Below are 26280 nucleotides of genomic sequence, written 5' to 3' on the forward strand. Positions count from 1 at the left end.
TTTTAACTTAAATAAAGCATAAAACTTAAACTTAGTTTATATCGTAGTATTGGGTATCTTGAAGCTTTTTAGATATGATTTTTTAGCATATTTCTTAAATTTTAAATTTAAAGGGAATTTGAACCCAAATTCCCTCTTTATAAATTTTAAATTTGACCCTTGCTTTGAAGCTCTTTATACCAATAGCTATGAAGTATAGCCACCTCTTCTTCCTCTTTATATCCCGTAACCATTGACCAGATCGCTCCGTGAATAGCGATTGCCGCCATGTAGATATGCACAAAGAAGAAAGTAGCGCACACGATACCTAGGATGTTGTGGATGATAGCTGAAAGTCTAAGAACCTCTATCTGGCTCATGCCAAGCCAGCCTGCAACGTTTGGAGTTGAGAAGTCTAGGAAATACATCGCTGCTCCCGTTGCTATCATGATAAGACCGCCGGGAATCGCTATCCAATACCACGCCTTTTGACCGGCGTTAAATTTACCCGCAGGCACAGGTCGCTTAACCTTTGAAAGATAGCCACCCACTATCATCATCCATTTGATGTCATAGATCGCAGGAAGCATTCTTTTTGTCCAGTAAATCATCATCGGAGGCACGGAAACCGCAAAGATAATAGTTGCTATACCGTGCAAATTCTTACAGACTCTAACAAAAGTTCCGCCACCAAACAGATCGCCCCACATCATGATTATGCCCGTTGGGACAAGCACTATCCAAGATACCGCCGCAAGAGCGTGAGATACGCGCTCAATCACTCCAAAAGCATAAATTTTCTTTCCGTCATGGCTAAAATGCTTTGGACCTATGATCAAAAAGTGAAGAACAAAGGCAAACACAACGGCAGCAAGTATAGCAACTACGCCAAACGCGAAGTAGTCATTTCCTTGGATAAAGGTAAAAAGGGGACCAAATCCGTCTTCATAAGGCTTGATGTTTTCAACCCTGCCCGCAGCCCAAACATTACTTTCATATTGATTTGTGCCGTCAGGTAAATTTAGAGCAAAAGCGCTTATAGCAAACGCAAAAAGAGATAATATTTTTCTCATAATCTATCCTTTGTGTAATAGGCTATCTTCCAAGTCGGGCTTTGCTTGATATCTTTTATACCGTAACCTCTAGCGTTTACCCTGTCTTGATAGATTTGTGCAATTATAGCAGATTCCCCCACAAGTAAAGCTTTAGTTGAACACATTGCCGCACATACCGGCACTTTCCCCTCTGAAATTCTGTTTTGACCATACTCTTCAAATTCATGTTCGCTATTTGTAGCCTCAGGACCGCCCGCGCACATGGTGCACTTATCCATAGAGCCCTTAACCCCAAACACGCCGCTTTTTGGAAATTGAGGCGCACCGAAAGGACAAGCATACAAGCAGTATCCGCAGCCTATGCAAATTTCTTTATCGTGAAGGACGATTCCGTCGTTTCTAATATAAAAACAATCAACAGGACAAACCAAAGAGCATGGAGCATCTTCACAATGCATACAAGCAATAGATGTAGAAATTTCCTTGCCTTGAATTCCTTCGTTTAATGTAATAACTCTACGCCTTCTAACACCTATAGGCAGCTCATGAGCCTCGTCACAAGCTACGGCGCATCCGTTACAATCTATACATCTATCATCATCGCAATAAAATTTTAATCTAGTTAAATCACTCATATTACGCCTTTTCTATGCGGCATAGACCGCCTTTTGTCTCAGGAATTTGAGTTACTATGTCATATCCGTAGTTAGTAACCGTATTCGCACTCTCGCCGGATGCAAAAGGTTTAGTTCCATCAGGGAAATTTCGAGTCAAATCAACACCTTGCATCACTCCCGCAAAGTGAAACGGTAAGAATATCATATCAGGCGCTACGGAGTGAACTATCCTTGTTTTTACTTTGATTCTAGTTCCCTCAGGAGAGTAAATCCAGATCATATCGCCGTTTTTAAGCTGATATTTCGCAGCAAGCTCAGGATGCACATCGGCAAACATCTCAGGAGTTAAGCGCGCTAGATATTTGCTCGCTCTATTTTCCATACCGGCTCCATTTAGATTTACCAAACGTCCGGTAATCAAATTTACAGGGAACTCTTTAGCAAAATCTTTGCTTTGCTGCAAGCTCTCGTATTTTGTAAATACGCGGTAGTGATTTGGCTTATCCTTAAAGCTTGGATATTTTTTAGCAAGATCTGTTCTTGGCGAATGTATTGGCTCGCGGTGCTGAGGAATTTGATCCGCAAATGTCCAAACTATCGCTCTTGCTCTTGCGTTTCCGTAAGGAGCTATGCCCTTTTCCATACATTTTTCGGCTATGATATTGCTATCGTCAGTCGCCCAGCTGGCACCTATTTTAGCTTTTTCTTCTTCTGTTAGAGTGATGCCTAAAACTTTTTCGATATTCTCTTTTGTGATTTGAGGATATCCGCCTTTAACAGCAGAACCTACAGGCGCACTGCCCTCGCCTGCTAGCTGATTTACGCCGTTATGCTCTAAACCGAAGCGATTTCTAAAGCCCATACCGCCGTCGCTTACAGGCTTATCTATGGCGTATAAATTTGGACTTCCGCAGTGGCTTGTAGTCCAGCAAGGCCATGGCAAGCCGTAGTATTCGCCCTCAACAGGGGTGCCTTTTTTACCAAGAAGAGTTTTTTCATCAAATTTATCCCAGTTTTCTTGGTGTTTTTTAAGTCTCTCAGGAGTCCAGCCCGTAAGTCCGATACTCTTTACTATGCTTGAAATTTCTCTAGTAGCGGCTTCCGGCCACTCGATCTTACCGTTTTCATCACGAATAGTTCTGGTTAATTCGTCATAAAATCCTATACGTTTAGCAAGTTCAAATAAAATTTCTTGATCAGGTTTGCTCTCATACATTGGCTCGATAGCCTGAGATCTCCACTGCCCTGAGCGGTTTGTGGCTACAACCGTTCCGCTTGTCTCAAACTGAGTAGCAGAAGGAAGCAAGAATATATTATCTTTTTTATTTGTAACAATACCCGCTTCATTTACGAAAGGATCGGCTAATATAAGAAGCTCAAGATTATCAAGACCCTCTTGAACTTTAGCTTGTTGAGCTGTGGATGTGATACCGTTTCCTATGACAAATAGCGCCTTTAGGCTTGCTCCTGCGTTATCTATAGGATCGTTTCCATTCTTTCCGTCAAGCGGTCCAGCCCACCATCTAGCAAGAGTAAAGCCCGGTTTAAACATCCATTCAGGCTTAACGAAATTTCCTTGCAACCACTCGTAATCAACTTTCCACATCTTAGCAAAGTACTTCCAGGAGCCTTCATTTTTAGCGTAATATCCAGGTAAGCTGTCAGGAGCGTTTGCCATATCACTTGCGCCTTGAACGTTATCGTGTCCGCGAAGGATGTTACATCCGCCACCGCTTACGCCCATATTGCCAAGTATTAGCTGAAGGATAGGAGCTATACGAGTGTTTGAGCTTCCTATGGTGTGCTGAGTTAGGCCCATAGCCCATACGACAGAGCCTGGTTTGTTTTTAACGAAAACTTCAGTTATCTCTTTAAGCGTGCTAGCTTTTACACCAGTTACATCCTCAACTACTTCAGGAGTCCATTTTTTAGCCTCTTCGCGGATTAAATCTATACCGTAAGTTCTATCTTCTATGAATTTTTTATCTTCCCAGCCGTTTTCAAAGATCAAATTCATCATTCCATACATAAAAGGTATATCTGTTCCCGGACGAATTTGAGCGAAATAATCAGCCTTTGCCGCAGTTCTTGTATATCTTGGATCAACTACGATAAGCTTAGCACCGTTATTTTCCTTAGCTTTTAAGAAATGTCTAAATCCAACAGGGTGATTAACTGCCGGATTTGCGCCTATTATAAATATAGATTTTGCTTTTTGGATATCTCCAAGGTGGTTTGTCATAGCGCCGTAACCCCAAGTATTCGCCACACCGGCGACTGTTGCACTATGTCAAATTCTAGCTTGATGATCTAGGTTGTTCGTTCCAAACATAGCAGCGAATTTACTTATATAGTAGCTTTGTTCGTTGCTAACTTTGGCAGAACCTAGGAACATAACTTGTTCTGGATTTTCCTCTCTATATTTTTTAAGCTGAGCGCCTATTCTGTCAAACGCTTCAGTATAACTTATGCGTTTCCACTTGCCATTTTCTTTAACCATAGGGTACTTTAAGCGACAATGAGAGCGAATCATATCGATCATATCGCTACCCTTACAGCAATGACCACCTGCACTTACCGGGTGATCTTGAGCAACCTCTTGACGAACCCAAACACCATTTTCAACCTCTGCAATAACTCCACACCCAACAGAACATGCTGTACAGATGCTCTTTACGATTCGAGAATTTGGAAATGGATTCTTTTTCTCTTCACTACTAGCCTCTCTTGTAACTCCGCTTGCGGCAAGTCCGCTAACAGAGCCTATGGCAGTAGCAAGCGATGCCATCTTCAAAAACGATCTACGACCGATTTTGCTTGGCGCAATACCTATATTAGCTTGCGACATCCTAGCCCTTTCTATACCTTATTAAATTTACTTTGCTTGTTGATAGTAAAATTCCCATGTTTTGCTTCTTGTATAAAGCACCTCACTTTTCTTACTTTTCCCACTTTTTAAATTTGATCCTGCAGAATATGCAGCAGTTGCAGCTACAGCTGCTGCACTTCCGGCAAAACCAAGTTTTTTGAGAAATTCACGTCTTGTTTTTTCCATTATTCCTCTCCCTCAAAATTTTTAGCTGTCATTTTTCTAACTCTATTTTTCTCTCTTCTAATCATCTCCGAACGAGATATATTGTCATAAGATTTCTTACTTGACTCGTCACGAACTAGAGGTTTTGATAACTCATAGCATATTCTTTCAAACTCTATAAAACTTTGAAGAAGCATCGCTACATCTTTATAAATTTTAGCCTCTTCGTGCATAAATAATTTTTCACAAAACTGATCTATATATGGATTTATAGCCACTTTAAACAACTGCTCGGCAAGCTCTTCGTATTCGCTTTCTCCTCTGGCAGATCTATTTACAAATTCGCTCATAAGAGTAAAAACGAATCCTACGCTATCTTCATTCTCTTTAAAATTTTTCTCATTCCTTCTAATGTCCGTATGCGCCAGTATCTTTCTTATCTTGGCGCATACACTTCCTATCTCAAAACCCTCGTCGTAATAGGATAAGCTATTTCTAAGCGGCTTTGGAGGAGCGTGAAATATATTATCGTATTCATCTATTATATTTTGCGAATTTTTCTCATCAAAATTTGAGTTAAGCCTCATTACGGTTGCAACCGAATTTTCATCAAAGTTAGCAGTAGTCATTAAAGATAGCATTTTTGAAACGCCATCGAATCTATCCTCTTTAATACTAAAGACAAAAAGTCTTGAAAAAAGCGAATAGTAAAGCGCTCTAGCAGCTGCTATTTCCCTCATGCTTGCCATCTTTATTTCCTTTTTAATCTCAAAGCCAAAACTATTTATCCAAAATTTCGACAATGAAACTATACTACGACTAAGCTTAGCAAATATACTTAAAAAAATATAAGCCCAAAAAGTTAATTTTAGCTTAAATATGCCTTAATTGCATAATTCAAACTCTCTATTTTTAGGGCTTTTAGAGCTATTCCTGAAAACAAATTTTTACTATTTTTTATTAGAAACAAATCTTAAAATCAATTTATATTATTATCAAAATAGTATAAATTTTAAAAAACTAGAATTAAGTATGATATTTTTATGAATTTTATTGTTTTGTTTTAGAAATTGCCAAATTTATCTTATCATCCATCTCATAAAATTTATATATCAAATCAACACTTTTATAACTTATGCTTTTTTGGTTCCAAGGCTCTTTTTTTACTTTTTTTAGCTTTTTCATTTTTGATAGCTCTTTTTTAATAAGGCTTTTTATAGACATATTCATGCCATGTTCTAAATTTTTAATAAATTTACCGTCTATTTCACTCTCATCTTTTATCATATTTAAAGTAGCATCGAATCCAAACTCTCGAAGTATTTTATAAAGCTCCGCCTTGTCGCTTGCTGGAGCAATACTAGTATCTTTTACGGAGTGATAACTGACGTAAATTGGCTTTGGATACCCACTTTGTATTTTTAAGTGATCCAAATTTAACAAATAACGTATCTCCTCCCTTGCTTCAGAGAAATAGTTTGGCGAATTTTGACTTAAGGTCCAATAAGTCTTATCAGAGCAAAAGATATTAATATTATTAAAAAATAGTGTAGTTGAAAAGCCATAATATTTTTTATAGTCAACCTCTTTGCCAAATCCTATAAAAGAAAAAGGATTGTTTGCATAACAACTATTATCTATCACTCCGTCAATTAACCACGGGGCAATTTTTGCAGCCATGTGAGCTAAATATCCACCATGTGAGCTACCCAGCATAATAATATTAAGATTATCCGTATTTGCTCCAAAAACTTTAAATGGCGGAGAATTTTTAATAAAAAGCAGTGTGTTTATGAGATCTTGAGCTTGCATAATCCCAAAATTTTGATATTCATTTTTAGTTGGCTGAATAGTTACGGAAAGTTCCATTAAATAATCATCAGGAAGTTCTCCTTTAGCTTTTTTGTCAGATATTGTTTGATTAAGACCAAGTAAAATGCTTTGTGTCATTTGATAACTCTCTAAAGAGCTTAGATCTCCGCCTATTGGCATTTAGCAGCTAAATAATACTGATCAATTTTATCCATACAAAAGACAGAACCGACTTGAGGTCTATTTCCGATACAATGATAATTCACAATGACAACAGCTACACCAAATTCCTTTACAGCAAACTTGGCCAGATGCTGTTTGTAAGATGAATCTGCATCGCCGCCAAGTCCTGACACTATAAATAGCATAGTTTCTATCTCGCGCTCGTCATCATAACTTATACGAAATTCCAAAAGTGAATCTCGCTTGATATTAAGCTCTACATCATCACATGAAGCAATTTCATAGCTCTTATTGACTATCATTTTATCTCTTTAATTCCTATCCTTATATTGCTCGTATCCAAATTTTCTAATTGTTTTTATTTCGCCGTTTTCTTTAAGAAGTAGCAGATCAGGCAGTTTAATTCCGTTAAAAGTCGTGTTTTTTACGATAGTGTAGTGGATCTGATCTTCAAATATCACTCTATCGCCGATCTTTAGCTCGCTATCAAATTTATAATCCGCTTCCCCCGCGTCAATCCCCACGATATCGCCTGCTAAACAGGTATTGCCGCCAAAGCGGTAGCTAAATTTGCCGTTTTTACTCTCGCCGCGCACCGCAGGACGATAAGGCATTAGTATGGTATCAGGCATATGCGCTTCAGCTGATGTGTCTAAGATGGCGATATTTTTCTCGTTTTCAACGATATCTAGCACGCTTGATATCAAAAATCCGCACTGCCAGCCAACCGCCTCTCCAGGCTCTAGATATACTTCTACGCCGTATTTTTGGCGGAAATTTTTAACCAGCTTTATAAGCAGATCAACGTTATAGTCTTTTCTAGTGATATGGTGTCCGCCGCCGAAATTTATCCACTTCATCTTAGGTATAAACTCGCCAAATTTCTCTTCAAACGCCATAAGTACGGTCTCTAGGCTCTCGGCACTCTCTTCGCAAAGCGCGTGAAAATGAAGCCCCGTGATACCATCAAGCAGATCAGCTCTAAAATTTTTAGCAGTTATTCCAAGACGGCTAAATTTGCCGCACGGATTATACATATCAGTCGGCGCAACCGAGCTTTCAGGATTTACTCTAAGTCCGCATATAGCGCCTTTTCCAAGAGCTTTATCCTTAAATTTTTGCCATTGATTAAAGCTATTAAAAACAACATGCTTTGAGATATATAAAATTTCATCGATATCCTCGTCTTTAAACGCCGGCGAATAGGTATGAATTTCGCCTTTTATGTAATCTTTTGCAAATTTTGCCTCATGCAAGCCGCTGCAAGTAGCTCCGTCAAGATATTCGCTTACGATATCCATCACCCCGCTTAGCGCAAAGCCTTTAAGCGCTACTAGAATCTTCGCGCCGCTTTCATCTTTAACACGTTTTAAAATTTCTAAATTTTTGCGTAAAAGCGCCTCTTCGCAGACATAAGCAGGTGTTTTTATACTATTTATTATTTCTTTCATTTTTTCTCTTTGAGTTATAAATATAAGTCTACTAGTATATCTAAATTTAAAAATTTTAGGCTAAAATGGGATAAATTTTTAAAGGATATATGATGGTAGAAATTGAGTTTTTAGGACCCATCAAGCTCGATACTATAAAGCTTGAGGCCTCAAATTTAGCAGAGGTTAAAGAAAAGCTAAACAGATATACCGATTTTGAATTAAACGAGTGGCTTAAAATTTGCGCGGTTGCCGTAAATGACGAGATAGTTAGCTCTCTTGAGACCCCTCTTAAGGATGGGGATAAAATTTCGATTTTACCACCGGTTTGTGGAGGTTAAGATGGAAATTTACGAAGGAAGCCTAGAGGTCGAAAAGATCACAAATGCTTGGTATAACGAATTTAAAGACAAAAATTGCGGTGCGTTTATAACCTTTGTGGGCATAGTGCGTGAAGAGGGTGGCATAAGTGCGCTTAGCTTTGATATCTATGAGCCGATTTTAGCCAAATGGCTTAAGGGTTGGGAAGAAAGAGCCGAAAAAGAAAACGCTTATGTGCTTTTTGCTCACTCAAAAGGCGACGTGCCGGTGCATACAAGCTCGTATGTAGCAGGCGTTGTGAGCCCTCAAAGAAAGGTAGCTTTAAAGCTTATAAACGAATTTGTAGAGGACTTTAAAGCAAATGCGCCTATCTGGAAATACGACATCATAGATGGCGAGAGAATTTACGCTAAAGAGCGAAGTCAAGCGATCAAAGGCGCAGGACTTTTGGCATAATCCTCTTTATATTAGCACCAAACTACGCCATTTTAAAAGCGTAGTTTGGAAATATTTTAATACCTATTAAGCAACTTTTTTATGAAAAAATCCTACATATACAGCGAATATAAATCCGATAACTACAGCCCAAGGTGCTGCCGCGGTTATTCCGCTTGGAGAGCTAGCTAATAAAAAGTTATGCGCTACTGCAGCGCCGGCCATCATACCTATAACAAAAATTACAGAGCTTAGGTTTCCAGCACCCATTTGAACTAGGTGTTTACCAGGGCATCCCTCGCTTAGGCTAAAGCATAGTCCAGCCAGTACCATACCCAAGAAATTCCAGATATAGTTGTTGTGTGCGATAGGTTGAGCTTCAAAGCCGAATTTATACTGACCAAGAGCAATATTGGCAATAGTTGCAAATACTATCACACTTACAATACCACTAAACATTGAAAAGTCTTTTCTAAATAATCTACTAAACGATCCAACACTACAAAATTTGCTCTTTTGCATCAAAACACCGATTATAATACTTAAAACAAGCGAGGCAACTATAGGGGCATGCTGAGATCCAGGGCCTTTAGCAGACTCAAACAGTGGTGCATTGTCGCCAAGCTTTAATCCAAAAACCAAAGCCAAAAGCATAATGACTCCTATAAAAGTAGGCAAAAATCCCATAGCTGCAGGGAGTCTCTCACCTTCTGTGAGTGCATATCCGCGCTTTTTAAAGAATATTCCGACACCAACTCCAGCAGCAAGTCCTAGCAAACCAGCTATTGCGGTCATATCACCGCCTCCCAGACGCAAAAAAGCTCTCCAAGGACATCCTAAAAACACAAGACATCCTATCATCGCAAAAGCACCTAAGAAAAAGCGAGTAAATGGCGATGAGCCCGTAGTAGCTGCAAATTCTTTAGTCCAAAACATGCTAGCAATAAATCCGCCAATAATCAGACCTATAATCTCAGGCCTCACATATTGCACAACAGCAGCTCTATGAAACCCAAGCGCACCTGTAGTATCACGCAAAAAGCAAGCAGCACATACACCCATATTTCCAGGGTTACCAAGGTATACCAAAATCGCACCAAGAAGACCCAAAGCACCGCCGGCAGCGATAAACCATTTATAATTTGCAAAATTCATTGAAGTTCCTTGAAGAATTGTAAAATCAACCTGATTTCTTGGATGTGATTTTACAATTGTGAAAATAAAAAGCTAATAAATTTTACTGCTTCGTTTAAATCAAAAATGATAGAATATGCAAATTTTAAATAATACTATAATTACACTAAGGATACATAATGAAAGAATGGGCTAAATACGAGGATACTTTAGAGATCTTAAAATCCACCATCACACCTTGGGATAAGGTGCAAAAGGTAGCCATCACCGAAGCACTTGATCGCAACATAGCGGTAGATATCGTGGCTAAAGACAACTACCCTCCAAAGCCGACCTCGGCTATGGATGGATATGCTTTTAAATTTAGTGAAGATATCAGCGAACTTGAGCTTCTCACCGATCTTCCAGCTGGCACACACAAAGGCATAACGGTAGAAAGTGCAAAGTGCATTAAGACCTTCACAGGCTCGCTTATGAGCGAAGGAACCGATACTCTCATACCTGTTGAAAACGTCGAAGTAGAAGGCACAAAAGTTATCATAAAAAAGCCTGTTAATAAAGGTTTTGCAGTTAGAGAGATAGGCGAAAGCTATAAAAAAGGTGAAATTTTAATCAAAAAAGGCACCAAAATAGGCTACGCAGAGGTTGCCTTGCTAGCAGAGCTTGGGATGTTTCACATAAGCGTATTTGTGCGCCCGCGAGTTGCGATACTAGCAACCGGAAGCGAGATAAGAGATCTTGGCGAGCCGCTTGAAAACCCTGCTCAAATTCACAGCTCAAACCATATAGCAGTTGCACAGATGGTTCGCAAAATGGGAGCCGAGCCGATAGTTTGCGAGATAGCAAGAGATGATGCAAATACCGTAAAAAACGCTATTATCAGCGCTTTAAAAAGTGCCGATATCCTAGTAACTACGGGTGGAATTAGCATGGGGGATTACGACTTCGTAAAGGGCGCGCTGAATGAAAATTTTAAACTAATAATAGACGGAGCGGCGATAAAACCAGGCAGACATATAAAAGTCGTAAAAAGCGAGGATAAATATATCTTTGCGCTTCCCGGATTTCCGTATTCGGCGATGGTTATGTGCGTGCTTTACGTGCGAGTTTTGATAAATTCGTGGTTTAATCTGCCCGAGCCAAAGATAACTGCGATAATGGATGAAGATTATAAAAAACGCTCGCCGTTTTTGGAATTTACGGCTGCAAATTTAGTAAATCGCGACGGCAAACTCTACGTAAATTTAGACGGTAAGAAGCTTGGAAGCTCTGCTATCGTAAATAACCTCTTAAACGACGCAGCTCTTTTAATCATCCCAAAAGAGACCGAATTTATCGCTCGTGGCGAAGTGGTCGAAGTTCTAAAGATGGTTTAATGAAAATTTTGGCTCTTTAAAAGAGCCTAAATTATACCTCAACGTTCTTTTACATTAAAAGCGAGGCTAGCCATATGAAATACATTCTTAGTCTTTCCAAAAAGCTCTTTTAACTCCCCGTCTTTTGTCACACTTTGATTGTAAGAGATACTAACGACCCACTCGCCAGGATGCGTAAGTCTTATCTTGGCCACTCCATTCATCAAAAACGAATAATAAGCAGTACCGCCAACTTGACCTAAATTTTCATTATCAGCTCTTATAAATTCGTTCATCTTATCGCTTACGCTTATTTTCTTTCCATTAAAAAGAACTTCAAACTCAACTTCATCGCCAACTTTTAAATTAGATATATTACCCCTTGGCATAATTTCAAGAGCGTGACCAAGAGGCTTTAGTTCGCTATTGAAATTTAAATATCTCTTCGCAAAGGCTTGATATTTAAGCGCAAAAAGCACCTTTGAAGCGTCATTTATCTCATTAAGAGGCTTTTGTTTCATTCTGGATTTGCCGTTTTTATCGATGTATTGCGTGACAAAAGCTGGTTTTGTGACGGCTTCAAAAGTTACATTTTTAGGCATATCTTTTTTGAGTGAAATTTTATTAAAGGCAAAATCGGCCTCAAAAACACTAAATTTATCACCCTCCAAAAACGGCTTTGGCGGACTAAATTCAGGAAAATAAAGCTTTGAAACTCCATTCTCGTCTATCATTTGAAATTTTTGTAAATTTACGCTTCCGTTTTCAGAATTTACCATATCATCAATTGGTATTTGATGCCCCCAGCCGACATTTACAAGCAAATGCCCCGGTCTATGCACCGTATGCTCGCTTAAATTTATCCAAAAAGTATGAGCAAAAGCGTTTATTGCTAGCGCTGCAATTAAAAAGAAAATTTTTATATTTTTCATTACATCTCCTTTAAATTTATACCTAGTATAGTCTTTATGATGAATATTATCAATTTAAATTTATCGCCAAAAGGATTTATTTTAATGCTAAAAGGATTTTTTTATGAAATTAAATTTCAAAAATTTTTTGCTTAAAATCTCAAAATTTGCAGTACAATAGCGCCTAAATTTTAAAATTTTAGGAACACTTCAAAATGCTTGTCATAGGTGATTATAACCTCGAAAAATTCAGCATTACAACAAAACCTTGTATGCAAAAATATCTTGAAAAACTCCAAAATGAAATCGAACTTAGCATAAGCGATTATACATTTGCGGCAAATTATATCTGGCTTTCAAACGCAAGCGGCTTTTACGCGGTCATAGAGGATTGCTTTTGCCTCTTTGTGATGACAGGAAGTGAACTTAGCATGCTTTTGCCACCTATCGGTAAGTTTGAAAATCTGAAAAACGCTACGGAAAAATGCTTTGAAATCATGAATTTAAACAACAGTTCGCGCCACTACTCAAGGATTGATTACGTGGCTGAAAATATCCTTGAAAAATTTGCCGTGATGATCGATGAGAGCGCAAATATCTTTGATGTTTTTGAAGATTACTTGTTTGAAAAAAAGCTGGTTGATTACATATACAAAACCGATAGTTTGATCGAGCTAAAGGGCAACTCCTATCATACAAAACGCACAGAGATCAACAAATTTAAAAACACCTATCCAAATTTTCGTATCGAGACGCTAGAGCCCGCAAAGCACAGTAAAGAGATCATAACTCTAGCTAATATTTGGGCGCAAGAGCGCATAAAATACATACCAAAAGAGCAAGCAGATGAGTTCATGGAGGGCATGTATCAGGAAAAAGCGGCGATTAAAAAAATGCTTCAAAACTACGAGGCTCTCGAGCTTAGCGGCATAGTTTTATACATCAACGACATATTGCAGGGCTTTACGGTCGGCGAGAGGATCAACGATAAGGTAGCAAGCGTCATCATAGAAAAGACGAATTTTGAAGTGCTTGGTTGCGCGCAGTTTATATTTCGCGAATTTAGCAAAATTCTCAAAGAAAAATACGGCTGCGAGTTCATAAACGTGGGCGATGACATGGGGTTTGAAAACCTTAAAAAAGTAAAGATGAGCTACCGACCAGAGCAACTTTGCGTAAAATACACGATCTATCAAAAATGACCTTACAAAAGCCAAATTTAACCGATATAAAGGCACTTTTTGAGCTTGAGAGCGCCTCTTTTGATAGGTTTAGCAGCCCTCTTTCAAAAAGAGCTTTTAGGTATCACATAGATAAAAATTTCATGCTCGCAGCAAAAGAAAATGGCGAAATTTTAGGCTACATTTTGATATTTGCCTATCTTAAAACTCCTCGCATCTACTCGCTTGCAGTTAGTCCAAAAGCTAGAGGTAAAGGAGTTGCAAAAGCGCTTATAAGCGAGGTTTTAAGCTGGTTTGAAAGCTTGCGTCTTGAAGTTAGAGTTGATAACGTAGCGGCGATAAATTTGTATAAAAAATTTGGCTTTAAGCAAACTAAAACGCTTAGCAAATACTACGATGACGGTTGCGACGCTTTAGAGATGATTTGGTTAGCAAAGCGCGAATTTAAATAGTATCAAAGTGGCGCGCTAGAGTTTTTGCGCTTGCAAAGGCAAAGTGTATGTTGTATCCTCCAAGCATGCCCGTAACGTCCAAAACTTCGCCGATAAAGTATAAATTTCTTTGCTTTTTACTCTCAAAATTTTGATTTAGCTCGCTTGTTAGCACACCGCCTTTTGTAACTTCCGCTCGCTCGAAACCAAATGTGCCGGCAGGTGCGAATTTGTACTCTTGCAGCTTTAAAATTTCGGTTTTTTCGGCTTGGCTATATTCATTAAAGCTCTTATCGGCTAAATTTCTTGACCTTAAAAACTCAAGAGTAAATCGCTTAGCAAGCGGTAAGATCGTAGAAAGCTGCTTTTTTGAGTTTAAATTTTTAAAGCTAAAATTTGGCAGAAAATTTAAACTCATCGTGCCCTTTTGCCAAAATAACGAAGCGTTTAAGATCGCTGGTCCGCTAATGCCTTTATGCGTAAATAAAACATCTCCGATAAATTTTCGCTCGGCTAGATTTTTTGCGCTTAAAGAAATTTCGGCATTTAGGCTAACGCCGCTTAAATTTTTAAACCAAAACTCATCCTTTTGCACCGTAAAACCGACCAAAGCAGGAGCTGTTCTGGCTACTTGCATGCCAAAGCTGCTAGCTATCTCATAGCCTATCTCACTTGCGCCAAGAGCCTTATAGCCAAGTCCGCCGCTTGCGATTACAAGATGTTTGGAGCTGAATTTTTGCCCGCCGTGAGTTAAGACTTCAAAGATTTCATTTTGTGAATTTGATAAACCATTATGGGTGTTAACATCGCTTTTAGTAGGATCTGAAATTTTAGACACACTTTTTACATCGCAGTTATAAAATATCTTTGCTCCGCTTTGCTGCGACGCTCTTAAAAGCACGCCAAGAACGTCTTTAGCCGAGCTAGCGCAAAAAAATTGATTTTGTTTTATCTCTTTAAATTTAAGCTCGCTAAAAAACTCAAGCACTTCGCTAAAATCTAAATTTAAAAGAGCTTTTGCGACAAATTCTTCATCACCAAGATAGTTTTGCGCGCTTATATAGCGGTTTGTGACGTTGCATTTACCGCCTCCACTTGCGATGATTTTTTTACCGGCGGAGGGATTTTTTTCAAGGATGGCTACACTTTTGCCGTGCAAATTTGCTGCCAAAAAGAGCCCGGCAGCTCCTGCACCGATGATTAAGATATCGTAAATTTGATTTGCAGCAGTCATCTTGCCAACCTCTAAAAATTAATATATGGCAAGATGACTAAAAAATTTTTAGAAACTATCTTTTAGCGCGAAAAATTTCTTCTCTTGCTCTGAGTCTAGGTTGTGCTTCTCGTCGCGATTTATATAAAGCTTAAAGATTATATTATTGTCTTTGCCGTAAAAATGCAAACTATGTCCAAGCATACCCATAAATTTAGTACTTGCAAAGCCTATATTGGCTATCGCATCTTTTTTTAAATGTCCGCCTAAAAAGCCACTTTTACCGCAGAAATTTAAATATCCTTGAGCTTTTTTAGGGCTTGAAACTTTAACTTTAATCTCTATTATAAATTCAGGAGTATTTTTTATGAAATTCATCTCTCCCCAGCTACTAAGCTCTTCAAAAATTTTTTCCAAATGCTCAGAGCCAATAAGCTTAAACTCGTCCTTGCCTCTATGTTTTAAAACCTCGAACTCGCTAACTCCAAGTTGCTTTGCAGCCTCATAAACAGACATCTTTTGATCTTCAAAAAGCTTGTCAATTTTTTGTTTTAAATCACACATTGTTTATCCTTTAAATAATTTTGGTAATTATATTCAAAATTTAATAAAGAATAAATAAAATATTGCTAAATAAAAATTTAAGCTTTTAAAATCTCTCTGATTCTCTCTTCAGTGATTAGAGTTGAATTGTATTTAACGACAAAATTTGCCGAAGTCTTGTAATACTCTATCAATCCTTTTTCGTCTTTTAGCAGTTCAAAGTCTAGTACTTGATCTAATCCAAAATACAAATTTTTAAATATCACAGGATTATCAAGCCATCTTAAAAGCACAAGCCAAATAATACAAAGTGCTATGAAAACAGCACAAAGCACATCTAAATCAAAATATTTTAGTAATACTCCAGCCCCGACTCCGCCTATGAAACTACCCATAAAACCAGATGAGTTAAATACGCCAAGAGCAGCGCCCTTTTCGTTAGCCTTTGCAAATTTTGAAGCAATTGACTGCATTATAGGCTCATGCATGTTAAAGCCTACGAAAAACAGCACAACACCTATACAAAACACTATCTCGCTATTTGCCAAAGCAAAAAAGAGGTAAGAGGCTATAAATAGTACTATGCCAAGTATCAAAAGGTGCTTACCAAGACCTCTTTTTTCGCCCATTGCGCCACCTAAACCCATTGCGATAAATCCAAAAACCGTCGAAACGGCATAAATCTTCCAAAGCTCATCTTTGCTTCCGCCAAAATTATGAACCAAAGCGATAGGAATGATGAAAAAAGCTACAGACATCAACATCTTTTGCATAAAATTTGTAGTATTCATAAGAAATAAATTTTTGTTTGAAAGTAGCTTAAAAAATGGAGTCTTCTCCTCTTCATGCCAAGTTTTGCTCTCTTTTGGAACGGCAGTGTATAAAAGGATAATACAAAAAAGACTCAAAGCAGCACTTATATAAAATAAGCTAGAAAGCCCGAATTTCGCACTCATTACTGGGGCTACGAGCATAGATAGCGCAAAGCTTATGCCGATAAATGCGCCCATTATAGCCATCGCTTTGCCCCTTACTTCTTCTTTTGTGCTATCGCTTATCATGGCAGTGGCAACCCCACCTATAGCGCCGGCTCCTTGGATAAAACGACCTAAAATCATGGTGTAAATATCAGTCGCATTAGCGCAAATCAAAGCTCCCACGATAAATATCAAAAGCCCAAAAAGCAGAGTGATCTTTCGACCAAACCTATCTGAAATATATCCAAAAGGTATCTGAAATATAACCTGGGTAAGTGCATAAACACCGATCAAAACTCCTACTAAAAATTCGTTCGAGTAGTTAAGCTCCAAGGCATATACGCTAATAACCGGCAAGATGATAAAAATACCAAAAAATCTGCTTCCTATAATAAAAGATAGAGGCAAAACACTTTTTAACATATAAATTTTCCTTTTAAAAGAGAGATTGTAGCTTAAAATGGCTAAGATATTTTTAAATTTTAAATAGATTTTAGGTAAAATCACGATTAAAATTTGAAAAAAGGCAAACCGTGAAAATATTACTAGCCACATCAAATAAGCGCAAAGTTAAAGAGATAAAAAGTTTCCTAAAAGAGTATGAAATTTATGCCTTAAGTGAGATTTGTGAGCCTTTTGAGATCATTGAGGACGGAGATAGCTTTAAAGAAAATGCACTCATTAAAGCAAGGGCGGTTTATAATAAAATTTGCGAGCTAAATTTGCAAGATGAGTTTATAGCTCTAAGCGATGATAGCGGCATTAGTGTTGATGCGCTTGGCGGAAAGCCTGGCATTTACTCGGCTAGATTTAGCGAGATCGCAACGGACGAGGCAAATAGAGCCAAGCTGATATCAGAACTAAAGGCGCTAAATTTAAGCTCATCGCCAGCGTATTATACAGCCTGTATCGCGGTTACAAGTAAATTTGGAGAGTTTAGCATGCACGGCTTTATGCACGGAACTTCCCTTACTAAAGAAAGAGGCGAAAACGGCTTTGGCTATGATGCACTATTTGTCCCAAAAGGCTTTGATAAAACCCTTGGCGAGCTTGATGATGAAATGAAGCTTGAAATTTCTCACCGTTCAAAGGGCTTGGAATTGGCTAAATTTGTGCTCAGAAGTATAGAGAGGAAGTTTAATTACTCTTTATCAAATTATTAAAATTATGTTCGCTTAATTTTAAATCAGCCCTAATTTTTAAAAAGATTGCTTCATAGTTTCTAGTATCAGAAAATTTGATGACTTTATTGTTTACTATTTGAGGAGGAGTAAAGACAGTATAGCTAGTCCTTCCACCAACCAACACTCCGCCATCCAAAGTAGGCAATAAGATATTAACAGCCGGATCTTCTCCGATGTTATGCATATCTTTTTGATCTATAATTTTTCCATTGCTACTTAGCTCAATCATTTTTACAAGATTCCTGCCCTTTTCTTCAGTGTTTATAGCAACTAAAATGTTATCTTTCCTGTATTTGGCTAATGAAAATGCAAATGCTCTGCCACTTTTACTTTCAAAAATTTGCTTTTCCCAAATGACTTTACCGCCGCTTGCTATATTCATTATATTAATGCTTTTTGAATTTTTTAGAACTTTAGAAAACAGCACATTTAAAGAACCGTCACTCATCTCAATCATATCATAAAAATATTCATCGTTTTCATCATGCTTAATGTTAAAAAGCATTTTGCCATTCATATCAAATTTAAATATTCTTAAATTTCTAACAGCCAAAATAAAATTTCCGTCTTTAGTCTTTATGATCTTTTTAATCACATCTGCAGGTCTTGTATGCTCAACTACGGTTGCATCTTTATTTAAATCTTTTGGGTCAGAAATATACTCATAATGAATATCTTCAGGAATATGTGATGCATCAATATTTTTTTGCCAAATAATTTCTCCATCTTTACCAAATCTATAAAGTTTATTGTGATAGTCACATGCTAAAATCTCATTGTTGTTTATTGATATTGCTTTTTTTAATATATGAGGAAACTTTTTAACAATCTGATGACTGTGTTTATCTATCATATAGGCATCTTCTTCATGACCCAATATAAAATACTGCCCCATCTTTGCAGCAGCTAAACTTAAAATTCCTGAAATATTTTTTGTAAATTTTTTATTCCAAATTTCTTGTCCGCTTTCGTCTATTTCTACAAAAAAAGCAGGACGACTATCAAGTTTATGCTCTCCTGCTATCAAATATCCATTATCGGTTTTAACAATATCAACAATAGATACAAAGTTATTTTTAGCAAATGGCAGCTCCCAAAGAGGTTTCGGTTTTTCATAGCTCTTATTAAGAGGCTCTTTTATAATTTCTGTTTTTATCTCAGTTATAACTTTTGCTTCTTTAGGCTTTTGTCTTATATCTAATTTTTCTCCAAAATTATAAAATACAATAGACAAAACAATAATAATTAAAGATAAAAATACAAATATTTTATCAGCAAATATCTTGTTTGGGTCATTGTATTTATCTTTGATAAACACCTATAAATCCTTCAAATTTCACTTCAGTAGAAACTATCATATATTTTTCATCCGGAGATAAGAGCATTACGACATCTTCTGCCTCAGGAGCATTGCGCTTTATCATCCTAATCGGCTCTAGCTCATTGCTCAAATTTACTATATCTACACCTGATAAATTTATACTATTTTTACCACCTCTACTGATAGCCAGATAAGCCTTGTGCCTATCTTTTGATACATCAAAGTTATATAATCTACCATCTGCAATGTATTTACCCAGTGGTTTTATAATACCGAATTCACTGATATCGTAAACATCTAAACTTTCAAGCTTGTTCATATAAAGTCGTTTTTTATCTTCTGAAATTTTAATGCTTATGATGGCTCCGGTGCCCTTTTTACTTGCAACTTTTTTGATATTTTTTGGATCGCTTATATCAAACATATATAAACCTTCAAAGTCAGACATAAAAATATACTTATCAGAATATATAGCTATATCGCCCTTTTCTATAGGAGCAGCGCCACGAAAACCTTTAAACTCTCCGACTTTTTGCATATACCCTTTAGATAAATCAAGTATAGCCATACCGTCAATAGTTTTAATAAAAGCTAGATTGCCGTCATTGCTTAACTTGATTCTAAAACAACCTTTCATATCAAATTTTGCAATTACTTTTATATTTTTAAAATCTCTAATATCAAGCTTTAAAACTCCGATATTAGGACTTACAACATATAAACTTTGTCCGTCTTTACTCTCGGCTATGTCAATATCTTCAACATAATGCTTTGCTTCAGGAAAATAAAAAAGCCCAAGCAGCTTGATTTTTTCTATATTTGATATATCTATGATGCTTATACCGTCTCTATCATGCCCTAAAGTGAATAATCTTTTTTTGTCATTAGATATTTTCATATCACGAACTTCAAATGGAATTTGAATTACGCCGCCTATAGAGTCCTGTCTGTAGATAGTAGCATCCGAGCTTTTTATCTCTTTTATCTGAACTTCTTTTATTACTTTTACGATAGGCTCATTTTTTTCTTCAACACTCAAATATTTAAGATAAATAAATACAAAAGGAACAAAAATCAGTATTAAGCTAAGATATACTGCAATTTTTTTCTTTTGTCTATTATTTGGATCCAGCATATAAATTCCTATCACACATCCATCAAAAATGACTCTTTGATGGCTTCATTTTTTTGACTATTTTTTATCTTTTCATCAAGCTTTAAAGTAACTTCTTTTAGCGCTTCAACTTCATTTTTTACTTTTTTTAGCGCTTCTGATTTAAGACTATCCATTTTACTCATAGCCTCATCTATCTGTGCAAAAGCTTGTTTTAATACCTCTATATTAAGAGTTCCACTTGAAGACATCTCATATACATCGATTGCTTGAGAGTTCATTCTTTTGGCGTTTTCAAGCAAAATTTCATTTGCAAGTGTTTTTGTTTTTTCAGCTGTCTGTATGACATTTTTTTGATTTTCTAAAGATACGGCTAGAGCAACACCTATCTCTATCGCTCTTTTAGTGACTAATTTTACATTTGAGATATTATCTATAAGCTCCCAATTTGTATTTATTATAAAATCACTTGACAATAATCCTTGCTGAGTAACAGCTAAAATTTCATATATACTTCTTGTTTTTTTATTTAAATTGAGTAAAACATTATTCTCGTAAAATTCTCTTTCTTTTGGTTCTAATTTCAATAAATTTTGCTCTATGGCTTTAATGATTTTTTCAAACACAATAGCTTTTTTTTGAAGACTTATTGCTCTATTTTTATAATACTCTTTATCATCTTGCAATATAGCATTATCCTGCCTCAAAACTTGCTCGCCATCTTCTATATGAGATAATGTCTCATTTATTACATCTTTTGAGTTTTGAAACTTCTTTAAGTATCTATTGATAGGTTTTCCGATAAATGGTATAGCAGATAGAAAATTATTTTTACTAAAATCAAATTTATAAGGATTTATCTCCGTAAGCTCTTCATTTAATTTAGTTAAAGAACGACTTATACTTTGAGTTTGATCACTTTCTATACTATCAAGCTTGCCAAATTTAGTCATAAGCAAAGATGAGGAATTTTCAAGCTGTTTAACATCATCAATTGTGATATTTTCTAATATCTCTCTAATATGCGAAGCGTCTTTTCCTGACAAAAATTCTAACAGCTCTACAGCTTTATTAGATATTTTTTCTTCATCTTCTTTGCTTAAATCATTTTTAAAAACAAGCTTATCTTCATCTATAAAAACATTTAAATCATTACTTTTTAGAGTGTCTACTACAAGATCATTTTGCACCATATCTCCTTATTTTTTATTCATATTTTTCAAAATTTCAAGCATTCTTTCAAGCTGCATTTTTATAGATACAACTTCCTTGTTGTTCTCGCTTTTTACGCTAAGTTCGTTTATGTAACTATCAAGTAAATTTAGCAATGTATCGTTTTGGTCTTTGTTTTTCTTAATTTCTTGCAAAATATTATTTTTCTGCACTAAACTGCTTAAAGCGCCTACTCCTTTTTCAAGACTTTTTATAAGACTTAAATTATCAATATACAAAAATAGAGTTTTATTTATAAGAGTTAAAATTCTAGTTGATGCCAAGCTTTGTTTTGCAAAATTTTTATTTACGAAAATTTGCACAGCTTCAATCTTTTTAAAAATATTTTCATCTTGAGATAGATCAAAATCTTTCACAACTCTAGCTTCAAAAAGATGAAATTTCTCTTTTTCTCTTTCAAATTTAAATTGCTCTTTAGTATTTATAAAACTCATATAAAATACCAAAGACCATATCAAACAAAGACCGACAAGTACCGTAAAAATATCTTTTTGAAATGGCGACCACTCAAAAAACAAAAGTGCCAATATAAAACTGTATAAAGAAGTAAAAACAGCCAAAAACGAATAAAAAAAATAAGGCTTTTTTCTAAGGAAATATAATAATTGTTCAGACATCATAAAGACTTTGAATTTAAATTTTTAATTGTAATTGTATCTAAAAAATATAAAAATTTACTTTTTATTAAATTAAGTGTATACATCAATTTTTATCAAGCCGAATGCTAAATTTCAAAAATGAATTCAAATTTTACTTACTCTGCTTTAAGCTTCACTGACTACTTATAACCTTCTTTACCATTCTCTATAAAAGCTTCATTTAAAATATATGTAATTCAATTATAACCTAATGTATCATTGCCCTATTATGGTTTTTGCCTATTTTACTACGCAACGGACGTGAGCTGCTTAAATGCCAAGAGGTCTATATCACGAGATGAGCATGCGTTCGCCAACTCCGTTTGCACACCCTAGAAGCTGGATGTATCACGCGTTTTGCTTTATGCTTGGCTTTGGCAACTCGCGAACAGACGTAGATCACAACAAAAGATGAGAAAAGTGTATAGAAAGACGGTTGAAGTAGCGGCTACAAACGGCTTGGGCGACTACCGAGCAGCACTAACATTTCAAGATGACGTTATGGATACGTATTCGTCTAATACACGCTTAGTATAATAACAAATCTAATATTTTGCTTTTTTATAGTTGTCTTACTGGCTATATTTATCAATTTTTTTACCAAATTTGAACCTGCCAAATTTACATCTTTCTTTCAAGGCTCAATCAGATATAACACCTATATATTTTTTAGGTATAGTAAACGCAATGTACGGAGAAAACGGCATCTTAACCGCTGCCTTTTTAATGGCTTTTATCATACCACTTATAAATATATTTTGCGTTTGCATTTTTGCAATTTATATCAAAAACGGCAAATTTTCAATACAAAATACATTTAAAAGCATAGTAAAAAATCCTCTGATTTTAGCCTGTGTTTTAAGTCTTTTTGCAAACTTTTTGGGCATTAGAAGTGAAATTTTTGAACCCTTAAAGCTTATAGGAACGGCTGCCATCACAACTGGTCTTTTATCAGTCGGAACAGGATTAAAATTTGAACAAATTATAAATTTAAAGCTTGATTTTTATTTATCTAGCTTCTTAAAACTTATTTTTTATCCAATGATAGTTTTCATAGGCTCTAAAATGATAGATTTATCGCCACAAACTGCGATGGTTTGCATATTTTTTGCCTCTATGCCTACGGCAACGTCAAGCTATATATTAGCAAGTCAAATGGGAGGCGATAAGAGCCTAATGTCAGTTATCATCACCTTTCAAACGCTGATTTCTATCGTCACAATCTGGCTGATTTATGTTTTGGCAGTAATTTAAATTTAAATATACTTGTTATTTTATTTATTTTTATAAATTAAACACTATAATACTCCATAATTAATTTCAAATATAGAGATCAAATCATGAGCAGCACTAACAATCAAGAAAATCAAGATATAGCAGAATACAAAGAAGAACAAGAATCAGAATATGGCTCATATGAAATAACGTATAATCTAACAAGCTACGGTATAGATTTCCCAGTTGATAGTCTTGTAAGCAGATATGATAAAGAAAAAATATACTTACCAAATTTTCAGAGAAATTATGTTTGGAATAAAAAACAAGCTTCTAAATTTATAGAATCTTTATTATTAGGTCTTCCTGTGCCTGGCATATTTTTATATAAAGATATAGATGAAAAGATGCTTATAATTGATGGATATCAAAGAATAGAATCTATTTCAAGATATTTTAAAAATTCATTCGATAATAGCGATTTTAAACTGAGTGGTGTCAATAAAGATTTTAATGGAAAGATTTACTCTAAGCTCAATGAAAACGAAAAAGATAAAATAGCTACCTCGATCATACATGCAACCATTATAAAAGCAGATAATCCCAAGAAAAAAAACTACCATGCTATTTATGAAATATTCGAAAGACTTAACACAGGTGGCGTAAAATTAAGTCCACAAGAGGTTAGAAATTGTGTATCTGATGGAAAATTTAGACAAAAAATAACAGAATTATCTAATCTTGATATAGTCAAAAATTTTATATCCATTGACAAAAAAAGAAAAAAAGATGAAGAAATTATATTGAGATTACTAGCTTTATCTTTCATTGAATACACAGGAAATATGAAGCAATTTTTAAATGATTTTATGTTTGCCAACAAAGACATAGATAGTCAACAAATACATCAAGCACTTAATCTATTTGTTGAAATAATACAATTTATGAACCAAATTGATGCTAAAGAATATTTTAGAAAAAACGATCAGCTTAGTATAGCAATACTGGATTCTTTATGGGTAGGAATTTATAAAAATTATGAATTGTTGAAAAATAAGCATATTGAACAGATAAAAGAAAAAATTGACCAATTAATGCAAAATGAGCAATATAAAGAAGCTATAAAGACTGGCACAACGCACAACACTAATAGTGTCAAGGATAGATTAGAAAAATCGATAGAATTTCTTAGTAATGTATAATGATTTTATAAAATTTAATCAAGCAATAAATGATTTAAGCGTCAAAATAGACAATTTGACAAAAGATGACAGTATAGATATGGACATAATAGACCATTTAACAAAATACTTAATAATATTAATGTCCGGATATATTGAAAAATTTTTTGAAAAAACCATTAAAGACTGCTTAGATGGCAAGTCAATACCCAAAGAAATTAAAAATTTTATTAATAACAATTTACAAGATATTACAAATTTAAAACCAACAAAACTAAAAAGTATTTTAGAAAAGTTCGATAGTGCATGGAAACAACAAATAGAAGAAAAGCATGCAAATGCGCTAGGTGCAATAATAAAAGCAAGAAATGATATAGCACATTGCAATAATACCAACATATCAAAGCAAGATTACATTAAACACTTTAACACAACAAAACAAATGCTAGAAAAAATAGAACAGGAATTATTTAATAAAATATAAGGAGCAATTATGAAACATATCTTAATTATCGGAGCGGGTGGAGTAAGCCAAGTAGCTACGGTAAAATGCGCGATGAATAGCGATGTATTTACCACTATCACGCTTGCAAGCCGTACAAAAAGCAAGTGTGATGCGATAGCTAAATTTATAAAAGAGCGCCTTGGAGTAACTATAAACACAGCTCAAATCGACGCTGATGACACAAATGCGGTCGTAGAGCTCATCAAGCAAATAGGGGCTGATTTACTGCTAAACGTAGCGCTTCCTTATCAGGATTTGACACTGATGGACGCGTGCGTAAAAGCCGGAATTCCTTACATAGACACGGCAAACTACGAGCATCCTGACACTGCGAAATTTGAATACAAACTTCAATGGGCAAAAGACGACGACTTCAAAAACGCAGGCACTATGGCTTTGCTTGGAAGCGGCTTTGATCCGGGTGTAACAAACGTATTTTGCGCCTATGCACAGCAAAATTTGTTTGATGAAATCCACGAGATAGACATCCTAGACTGCAACGCCGGCGATCACGGATATCCTTTTGCTACAAATTTCAACCCAGAGATAAACCTGCGCGAAGTTAGCTCAAAGGGCAGGTATTGGGAAAAAGACGAAAGCGGCGAAGGCAAATGGATAGAAACCAAGCCTATGGAGATAATGTTTAAGTGGGACTACCCGAAAATCGGCGTAAAAGACAGCTACCTGCTATATCACGAAGAGCTTGAGAGCCTAGTTAAAAACATCAAAGGACTTAAAAGAATTCGCTTCTTTATGACCTTTGGACAAAGCTATCTAACTCACATGAAATGCCTTGAAAACGTCGGTATGCTGCGCATAGACGAAGTCGAGCATAATGGCATGAAGATAGTGCCTATCCAGTTTCTAAAAACCTTGCTTCCTGACCCTGCCAGCCTTGGTGCAAGAACAAAAGGCAAGACAAACATCGGCTGCGTCATAAGAGGCATAAAAGACGGCAAAGAGCGCCAAGTCTATATCTATAATGTCTGCGATCACGAGGCTTGCTATACTGAAACAAGCGCGCAAGCTGTTAGCTACACCACAGGCGTTCCTGCGATGATAGGCTCGATGATGGTTGCTAAGGGCATTTGGAACGGCAAAGGTGTCTTTAACATGGAAGAATTTGACGCTAAACCGTTCATGGACGAGCTTATGAAGCAAGGCTTGCCGTGGGAGATCATCGAGATGAAACCTGGCGAGAGATATGAGGTAGTAAGAAAAATTTGATATTTTGGGTCATTTGACCCAAAATAATTTTGCAAAAACACACCTATAAGG

The 26280-nt window shown here is 36.0% G+C and carries 26 protein-coding genes and 1 pseudogene; 11 read left to right on the plus strand and 16 right to left on the minus strand.

The window, feature by feature from the left end; genetic code table 11:
• Nucleotides 1-146: 146 nt before the first annotated feature.
• From CDOM16190_RS07385 to nspC, 7 genes and pseudogenes are all read right to left on the minus strand, one after another.
• Entirely contained in the window at nt 147-1052 is a 906-nt protein-coding gene (locus CDOM16190_RS07385) for a formate dehydrogenase subunit gamma (protein WP_170019731.1), read from the minus strand.
• Nucleotides 1049-1669 (minus strand): formate dehydrogenase FDH3 subunit beta, encoded by a 621-nt coding sequence (gene fdh3B / locus CDOM16190_RS07390; protein WP_170019733.1) that lies wholly within the window; start codon nt 1667-1669, stop codon nt 1049-1051. The genes CDOM16190_RS07385 and fdh3B overlap by 4 nt, the downstream gene beginning before the upstream one ends.
• Before the next feature lies 1 nt (nt 1670).
• Complete coding sequence (locus tag CDOM16190_RS07395) at nt 1671-4499, minus strand: formate dehydrogenase subunit alpha (RefSeq protein WP_170019735.1); 2829 nt, start codon at nt 4497-4499, stop codon at nt 1671-1673.
• A gap of 27 nt (nt 4500-4526) precedes the next feature.
• On the minus strand, nt 4527-4706 hold the full coding sequence (locus CDOM16190_RS07400) for a twin-arginine translocation signal domain-containing protein (RefSeq protein WP_170019737.1): 180 nt from the start codon (nt 4704-4706) through the stop codon (nt 4527-4529).
• A complete protein-coding gene (locus CDOM16190_RS07405; protein WP_170019739.1) occupies nt 4706-5434 on the minus strand; it encodes a TorD/DmsD family molecular chaperone in 729 nt (242 codons plus the stop codon). Before CDOM16190_RS07405 ends, CDOM16190_RS07400 begins: the two co-directional genes overlap by 1 nt.
• A gap of 301 nt (nt 5435-5735) precedes the next feature.
• A pseudogene (locus CDOM16190_RS07410) lies at nt 5736-6982 on the minus strand (DUF2920 family protein).
• A gap of 9 nt (nt 6983-6991) precedes the next feature.
• Nucleotides 6992-8131: a carboxynorspermidine decarboxylase gene (gene nspC, locus CDOM16190_RS07415; protein WP_170019740.1), complete on the minus strand. Its 1140-nt coding sequence runs from the start codon at nt 8129-8131 to the stop codon at nt 6992-6994.
• A 92-nt stretch (nt 8132-8223) separates the two neighbouring features.
• Between nspC and CDOM16190_RS07420 the strand changes: the two genes are divergently transcribed.
• Together CDOM16190_RS07420 and CDOM16190_RS07425 are read left to right on the plus strand one after the other, a co-directional pair.
• On the plus strand, nt 8224-8451 hold the full coding sequence (locus tag CDOM16190_RS07420; protein ID WP_170019742.1) for a MoaD/ThiS family protein: 228 nt from the start codon (nt 8224-8226) through the stop codon (nt 8449-8451).
• Nucleotide 8452: 1 nt separating this feature from the next.
• A complete protein-coding gene (locus CDOM16190_RS07425) occupies nt 8453-8887 on the plus strand; it encodes a molybdopterin synthase catalytic subunit (RefSeq protein WP_170019744.1) in 435 nt (144 codons plus the stop codon).
• 66 nt (nt 8888-8953) lie between these two features.
• On the opposite strand, the gene yedE is transcribed toward CDOM16190_RS07425, so the two are convergent.
• Complete coding sequence (gene yedE / locus CDOM16190_RS07430; protein ID WP_170019746.1) at nt 8954-10021, minus strand: YedE family putative selenium transporter; 1068 nt, start codon at nt 10019-10021, stop codon at nt 8954-8956.
• Nucleotides 10022-10179: 158 nt separating this feature from the next.
• On the opposite strand from yedE, the gene CDOM16190_RS07435 reads away from it, so the two are divergent.
• Entirely contained in the window at nt 10180-11376 is a 1197-nt protein-coding gene (locus CDOM16190_RS07435) for a molybdopterin molybdotransferase MoeA (protein WP_170019748.1), read from the plus strand.
• Between the two features lie 38 nt (nt 11377-11414).
• On the opposite strand, the gene CDOM16190_RS07440 is transcribed toward CDOM16190_RS07435, so the two are convergent.
• Nucleotides 11415-12287, minus strand: coding sequence for a DUF4198 domain-containing protein (locus CDOM16190_RS07440; RefSeq protein ID WP_170019750.1), 873 nt, complete (start codon nt 12285-12287; stop codon nt 11415-11417).
• Between the two features lie 194 nt (nt 12288-12481).
• Here CDOM16190_RS07440 and CDOM16190_RS07445 point away from each other — a divergent pair, with 194 nt between their 5' ends.
• Together CDOM16190_RS07445 and CDOM16190_RS07450 are read left to right on the plus strand one after the other, a co-directional pair.
• A complete protein-coding gene (locus CDOM16190_RS07445) occupies nt 12482-13468 on the plus strand; it encodes a DUF2156 domain-containing protein (protein ID WP_170000843.1) in 987 nt (328 codons plus the stop codon).
• Complete coding sequence (locus tag CDOM16190_RS07450) at nt 13438-13899, plus strand: GNAT family N-acetyltransferase (protein WP_249321577.1); 462 nt, start codon at nt 13438-13440, stop codon at nt 13897-13899. Before CDOM16190_RS07445 ends, CDOM16190_RS07450 begins: the two co-directional genes overlap by 31 nt.
• Here the strand turns inward: CDOM16190_RS07450 and CDOM16190_RS07455 are convergent.
• The 3 genes from CDOM16190_RS07455 to CDOM16190_RS07465 all read right to left on the minus strand — a co-directional run bounded on the left by CDOM16190_RS07455 (nt 13892) and on the right by CDOM16190_RS07465 (nt 17034).
• Nucleotides 13892-15112 (minus strand): BaiN/RdsA family NAD(P)/FAD-dependent oxidoreductase, encoded by a 1221-nt coding sequence (locus CDOM16190_RS07455; RefSeq protein WP_170019752.1) that lies wholly within the window; start codon nt 15110-15112, stop codon nt 13892-13894. The genes CDOM16190_RS07450 and CDOM16190_RS07455 overlap by 8 nt on opposite strands.
• Before the next feature lie 48 nt (nt 15113-15160).
• The gene (gene hutX, locus CDOM16190_RS07460; RefSeq protein ID WP_170019754.1) at nt 15161-15655 is read right to left on the minus strand and encodes a heme utilization cystosolic carrier protein HutX; all 495 of its coding nucleotides are present in this window, start codon (nt 15653-15655) and stop codon (nt 15161-15163) included.
• A gap of 77 nt (nt 15656-15732) precedes the next feature.
• A complete protein-coding gene (locus CDOM16190_RS07465) occupies nt 15733-17034 on the minus strand; it encodes an MFS transporter (RefSeq protein WP_170019755.1) in 1302 nt (433 codons plus the stop codon).
• Nucleotides 17035-17144: 110 nt separating this feature from the next.
• On the opposite strand from CDOM16190_RS07465, the gene CDOM16190_RS07470 reads away from it, so the two are divergent.
• On the plus strand, nt 17145-17774 hold the full coding sequence (locus CDOM16190_RS07470) for a non-canonical purine NTP pyrophosphatase (protein WP_170019757.1): 630 nt from the start codon (nt 17145-17147) through the stop codon (nt 17772-17774).
• Here the strand turns inward: CDOM16190_RS07470 and CDOM16190_RS07475 are convergent.
• Genes CDOM16190_RS07475 through CDOM16190_RS07490 form a run of 4 tightly spaced genes read right to left on the minus strand, consistent with a single transcriptional unit; the run spans nt 17749 to nt 21990 of the window.
• The gene (locus CDOM16190_RS07475) at nt 17749-19113 is read right to left on the minus strand and encodes an aryl-sulfate sulfotransferase (protein ID WP_170019758.1); all 1365 of its coding nucleotides are present in this window, start codon (nt 19111-19113) and stop codon (nt 17749-17751) included. The genes CDOM16190_RS07470 and CDOM16190_RS07475 overlap by 26 nt on opposite strands.
• On the minus strand, nt 19097-20251 hold the full coding sequence (locus CDOM16190_RS07480) for an LVIVD repeat-containing protein (protein WP_170019760.1): 1155 nt from the start codon (nt 20249-20251) through the stop codon (nt 19097-19099). Before CDOM16190_RS07480 ends, CDOM16190_RS07475 begins: the two co-directional genes overlap by 17 nt.
• Nucleotides 20252-20262: 11 nt before the next feature.
• Nucleotides 20263-21420, minus strand: coding sequence for a toxic anion resistance protein (locus CDOM16190_RS07485; RefSeq protein ID WP_349644385.1), 1158 nt, complete (start codon nt 21418-21420; stop codon nt 20263-20265).
• A gap of 9 nt (nt 21421-21429) precedes the next feature.
• Entirely contained in the window at nt 21430-21990 is a 561-nt protein-coding gene (locus CDOM16190_RS07490; RefSeq protein ID WP_170019763.1) for a hypothetical protein, read from the minus strand.
• A gap of 385 nt (nt 21991-22375) precedes the next feature.
• Here CDOM16190_RS07490 and CDOM16190_RS10735 point away from each other — a divergent pair, with 385 nt between their 5' ends.
• The 5 genes from CDOM16190_RS10735 to CDOM16190_RS07515 all read left to right on the plus strand — a co-directional run bounded on the left by CDOM16190_RS10735 (nt 22376) and on the right by CDOM16190_RS07515 (nt 26229).
• Nucleotides 22376-22516: a hypothetical protein gene (locus CDOM16190_RS10735; RefSeq protein WP_249934145.1), complete on the plus strand. Its 141-nt coding sequence runs from the start codon at nt 22376-22378 to the stop codon at nt 22514-22516.
• Between the two features lie 272 nt (nt 22517-22788).
• Nucleotides 22789-23355 (plus strand): AEC family transporter, encoded by a 567-nt coding sequence (locus CDOM16190_RS07500; RefSeq protein ID WP_170019765.1) that lies wholly within the window; start codon nt 22789-22791, stop codon nt 23353-23355.
• A gap of 86 nt (nt 23356-23441) precedes the next feature.
• Nucleotides 23442-24518 carry a DUF262 domain-containing protein gene (locus CDOM16190_RS07505; RefSeq protein ID WP_170019767.1) on the plus strand — a complete coding sequence of 359 codons (1077 nt, stop codon included), beginning with the start codon at nt 23442-23444 and terminating at the stop codon, nt 24516-24518.
• Nucleotides 24511-24981, plus strand: a complete 471-nt coding sequence (locus tag CDOM16190_RS07510) for a HEPN domain-containing protein (RefSeq protein ID WP_283956946.1) — start codon at nt 24511-24513, stop codon at nt 24979-24981. Before CDOM16190_RS07505 ends, CDOM16190_RS07510 begins: the two co-directional genes overlap by 8 nt.
• A gap of 9 nt (nt 24982-24990) precedes the next feature.
• Complete coding sequence (locus CDOM16190_RS07515; RefSeq protein ID WP_170019769.1) at nt 24991-26229, plus strand: saccharopine dehydrogenase family protein; 1239 nt, start codon at nt 24991-24993, stop codon at nt 26227-26229.
• Nucleotides 26230-26280: the final 51 nt, after the last annotated feature.

It is taken from the genome of Campylobacter sp. RM16190, assembly GCF_012978835.1.
In the GTDB taxonomy this organism is placed as follows: Bacteria; Campylobacterota; Campylobacteria; order Campylobacterales; family Campylobacteraceae; genus Campylobacter_A.

What these genes read in the sequence shown, in the direction of transcription:
- nspC (WP_170019740.1), bottom strand. Translation starts at nt 8,131, where the DNA reads ATGAAAGAAATAATAAATAGTATAAAAACACCTGCTTATGTCTGCGAA.
- CDOM16190_RS10735 (WP_249934145.1), top strand. Translation starts at nt 22,376, where the DNA reads ATGCCAAGAGGTCTATATCACGAGATGAGCATGCGTTCGCCAACTCCG.
- CDOM16190_RS07420 (WP_170019742.1), top strand. Translation starts at nt 8,224, where the DNA reads ATGGTAGAAATTGAGTTTTTAGGACCCATCAAGCTCGATACTATAAAG.
- CDOM16190_RS07455 (WP_170019752.1), bottom strand. Translation starts at nt 15,112, where the DNA reads ATGACTGCTGCAAATCAAATTTACGATATCTTAATCATCGGTGCAGGA.
- CDOM16190_RS07425 (WP_170019744.1), top strand. Translation starts at nt 8,453, where the DNA reads ATGGAAATTTACGAAGGAAGCCTAGAGGTCGAAAAGATCACAAATGCT.
- CDOM16190_RS07515 (WP_170019769.1), top strand. Translation starts at nt 24,991, where the DNA reads ATGAAACATATCTTAATTATCGGAGCGGGTGGAGTAAGCCAAGTAGCT.
- CDOM16190_RS07440 (WP_170019750.1), bottom strand. Translation starts at nt 12,287, where the DNA reads ATGAAAAATATAAAAATTTTCTTTTTAATTGCAGCGCTAGCAATAAAC.
- yedE (WP_170019746.1), bottom strand. Translation starts at nt 10,021, where the DNA reads ATGAATTTTGCAAATTATAAATGGTTTATCGCTGCCGGCGGTGCTTTG.
- CDOM16190_RS07385 (WP_170019731.1), bottom strand. Translation starts at nt 1,052, where the DNA reads ATGAGAAAAATATTATCTCTTTTTGCGTTTGCTATAAGCGCTTTTGCT.
- CDOM16190_RS07435 (WP_170019748.1), top strand. Translation starts at nt 10,180, where the DNA reads ATGAAAGAATGGGCTAAATACGAGGATACTTTAGAGATCTTAAAATCC.
- CDOM16190_RS07500 (WP_170019765.1), top strand. Translation starts at nt 22,789, where the DNA reads ATGTACGGAGAAAACGGCATCTTAACCGCTGCCTTTTTAATGGCTTTT.
- CDOM16190_RS07505 (WP_170019767.1), top strand. Translation starts at nt 23,442, where the DNA reads ATGAGCAGCACTAACAATCAAGAAAATCAAGATATAGCAGAATACAAA.
- CDOM16190_RS07445 (WP_170000843.1), top strand. Translation starts at nt 12,482, where the DNA reads ATGCTTGTCATAGGTGATTATAACCTCGAAAAATTCAGCATTACAACA.
- CDOM16190_RS07405 (WP_170019739.1), bottom strand. Translation starts at nt 5,434, where the DNA reads ATGGCAAGCATGAGGGAAATAGCAGCTGCTAGAGCGCTTTACTATTCG.
- CDOM16190_RS07400 (WP_170019737.1), bottom strand. Translation starts at nt 4,706, where the DNA reads ATGGAAAAAACAAGACGTGAATTTCTCAAAAAACTTGGTTTTGCCGGA.
- hutX (WP_170019754.1), bottom strand. Translation starts at nt 15,655, where the DNA reads ATGTGTGATTTAAAACAAAAAATTGACAAGCTTTTTGAAGATCAAAAG.
- CDOM16190_RS07465 (WP_170019755.1), bottom strand. Translation starts at nt 17,034, where the DNA reads ATGTTAAAAAGTGTTTTGCCTCTATCTTTTATTATAGGAAGCAGATTT.
- CDOM16190_RS07510 (WP_283956946.1), top strand. Translation starts at nt 24,511, where the DNA reads ATGTATAATGATTTTATAAAATTTAATCAAGCAATAAATGATTTAAGC.
- CDOM16190_RS07480 (WP_170019760.1), bottom strand. Translation starts at nt 20,251, where the DNA reads ATGCTGGATCCAAATAATAGACAAAAGAAAAAAATTGCAGTATATCTT.
- fdh3B (WP_170019733.1), bottom strand. Translation starts at nt 1,669, where the DNA reads ATGAGTGATTTAACTAGATTAAAATTTTATTGCGATGATGATAGATGT.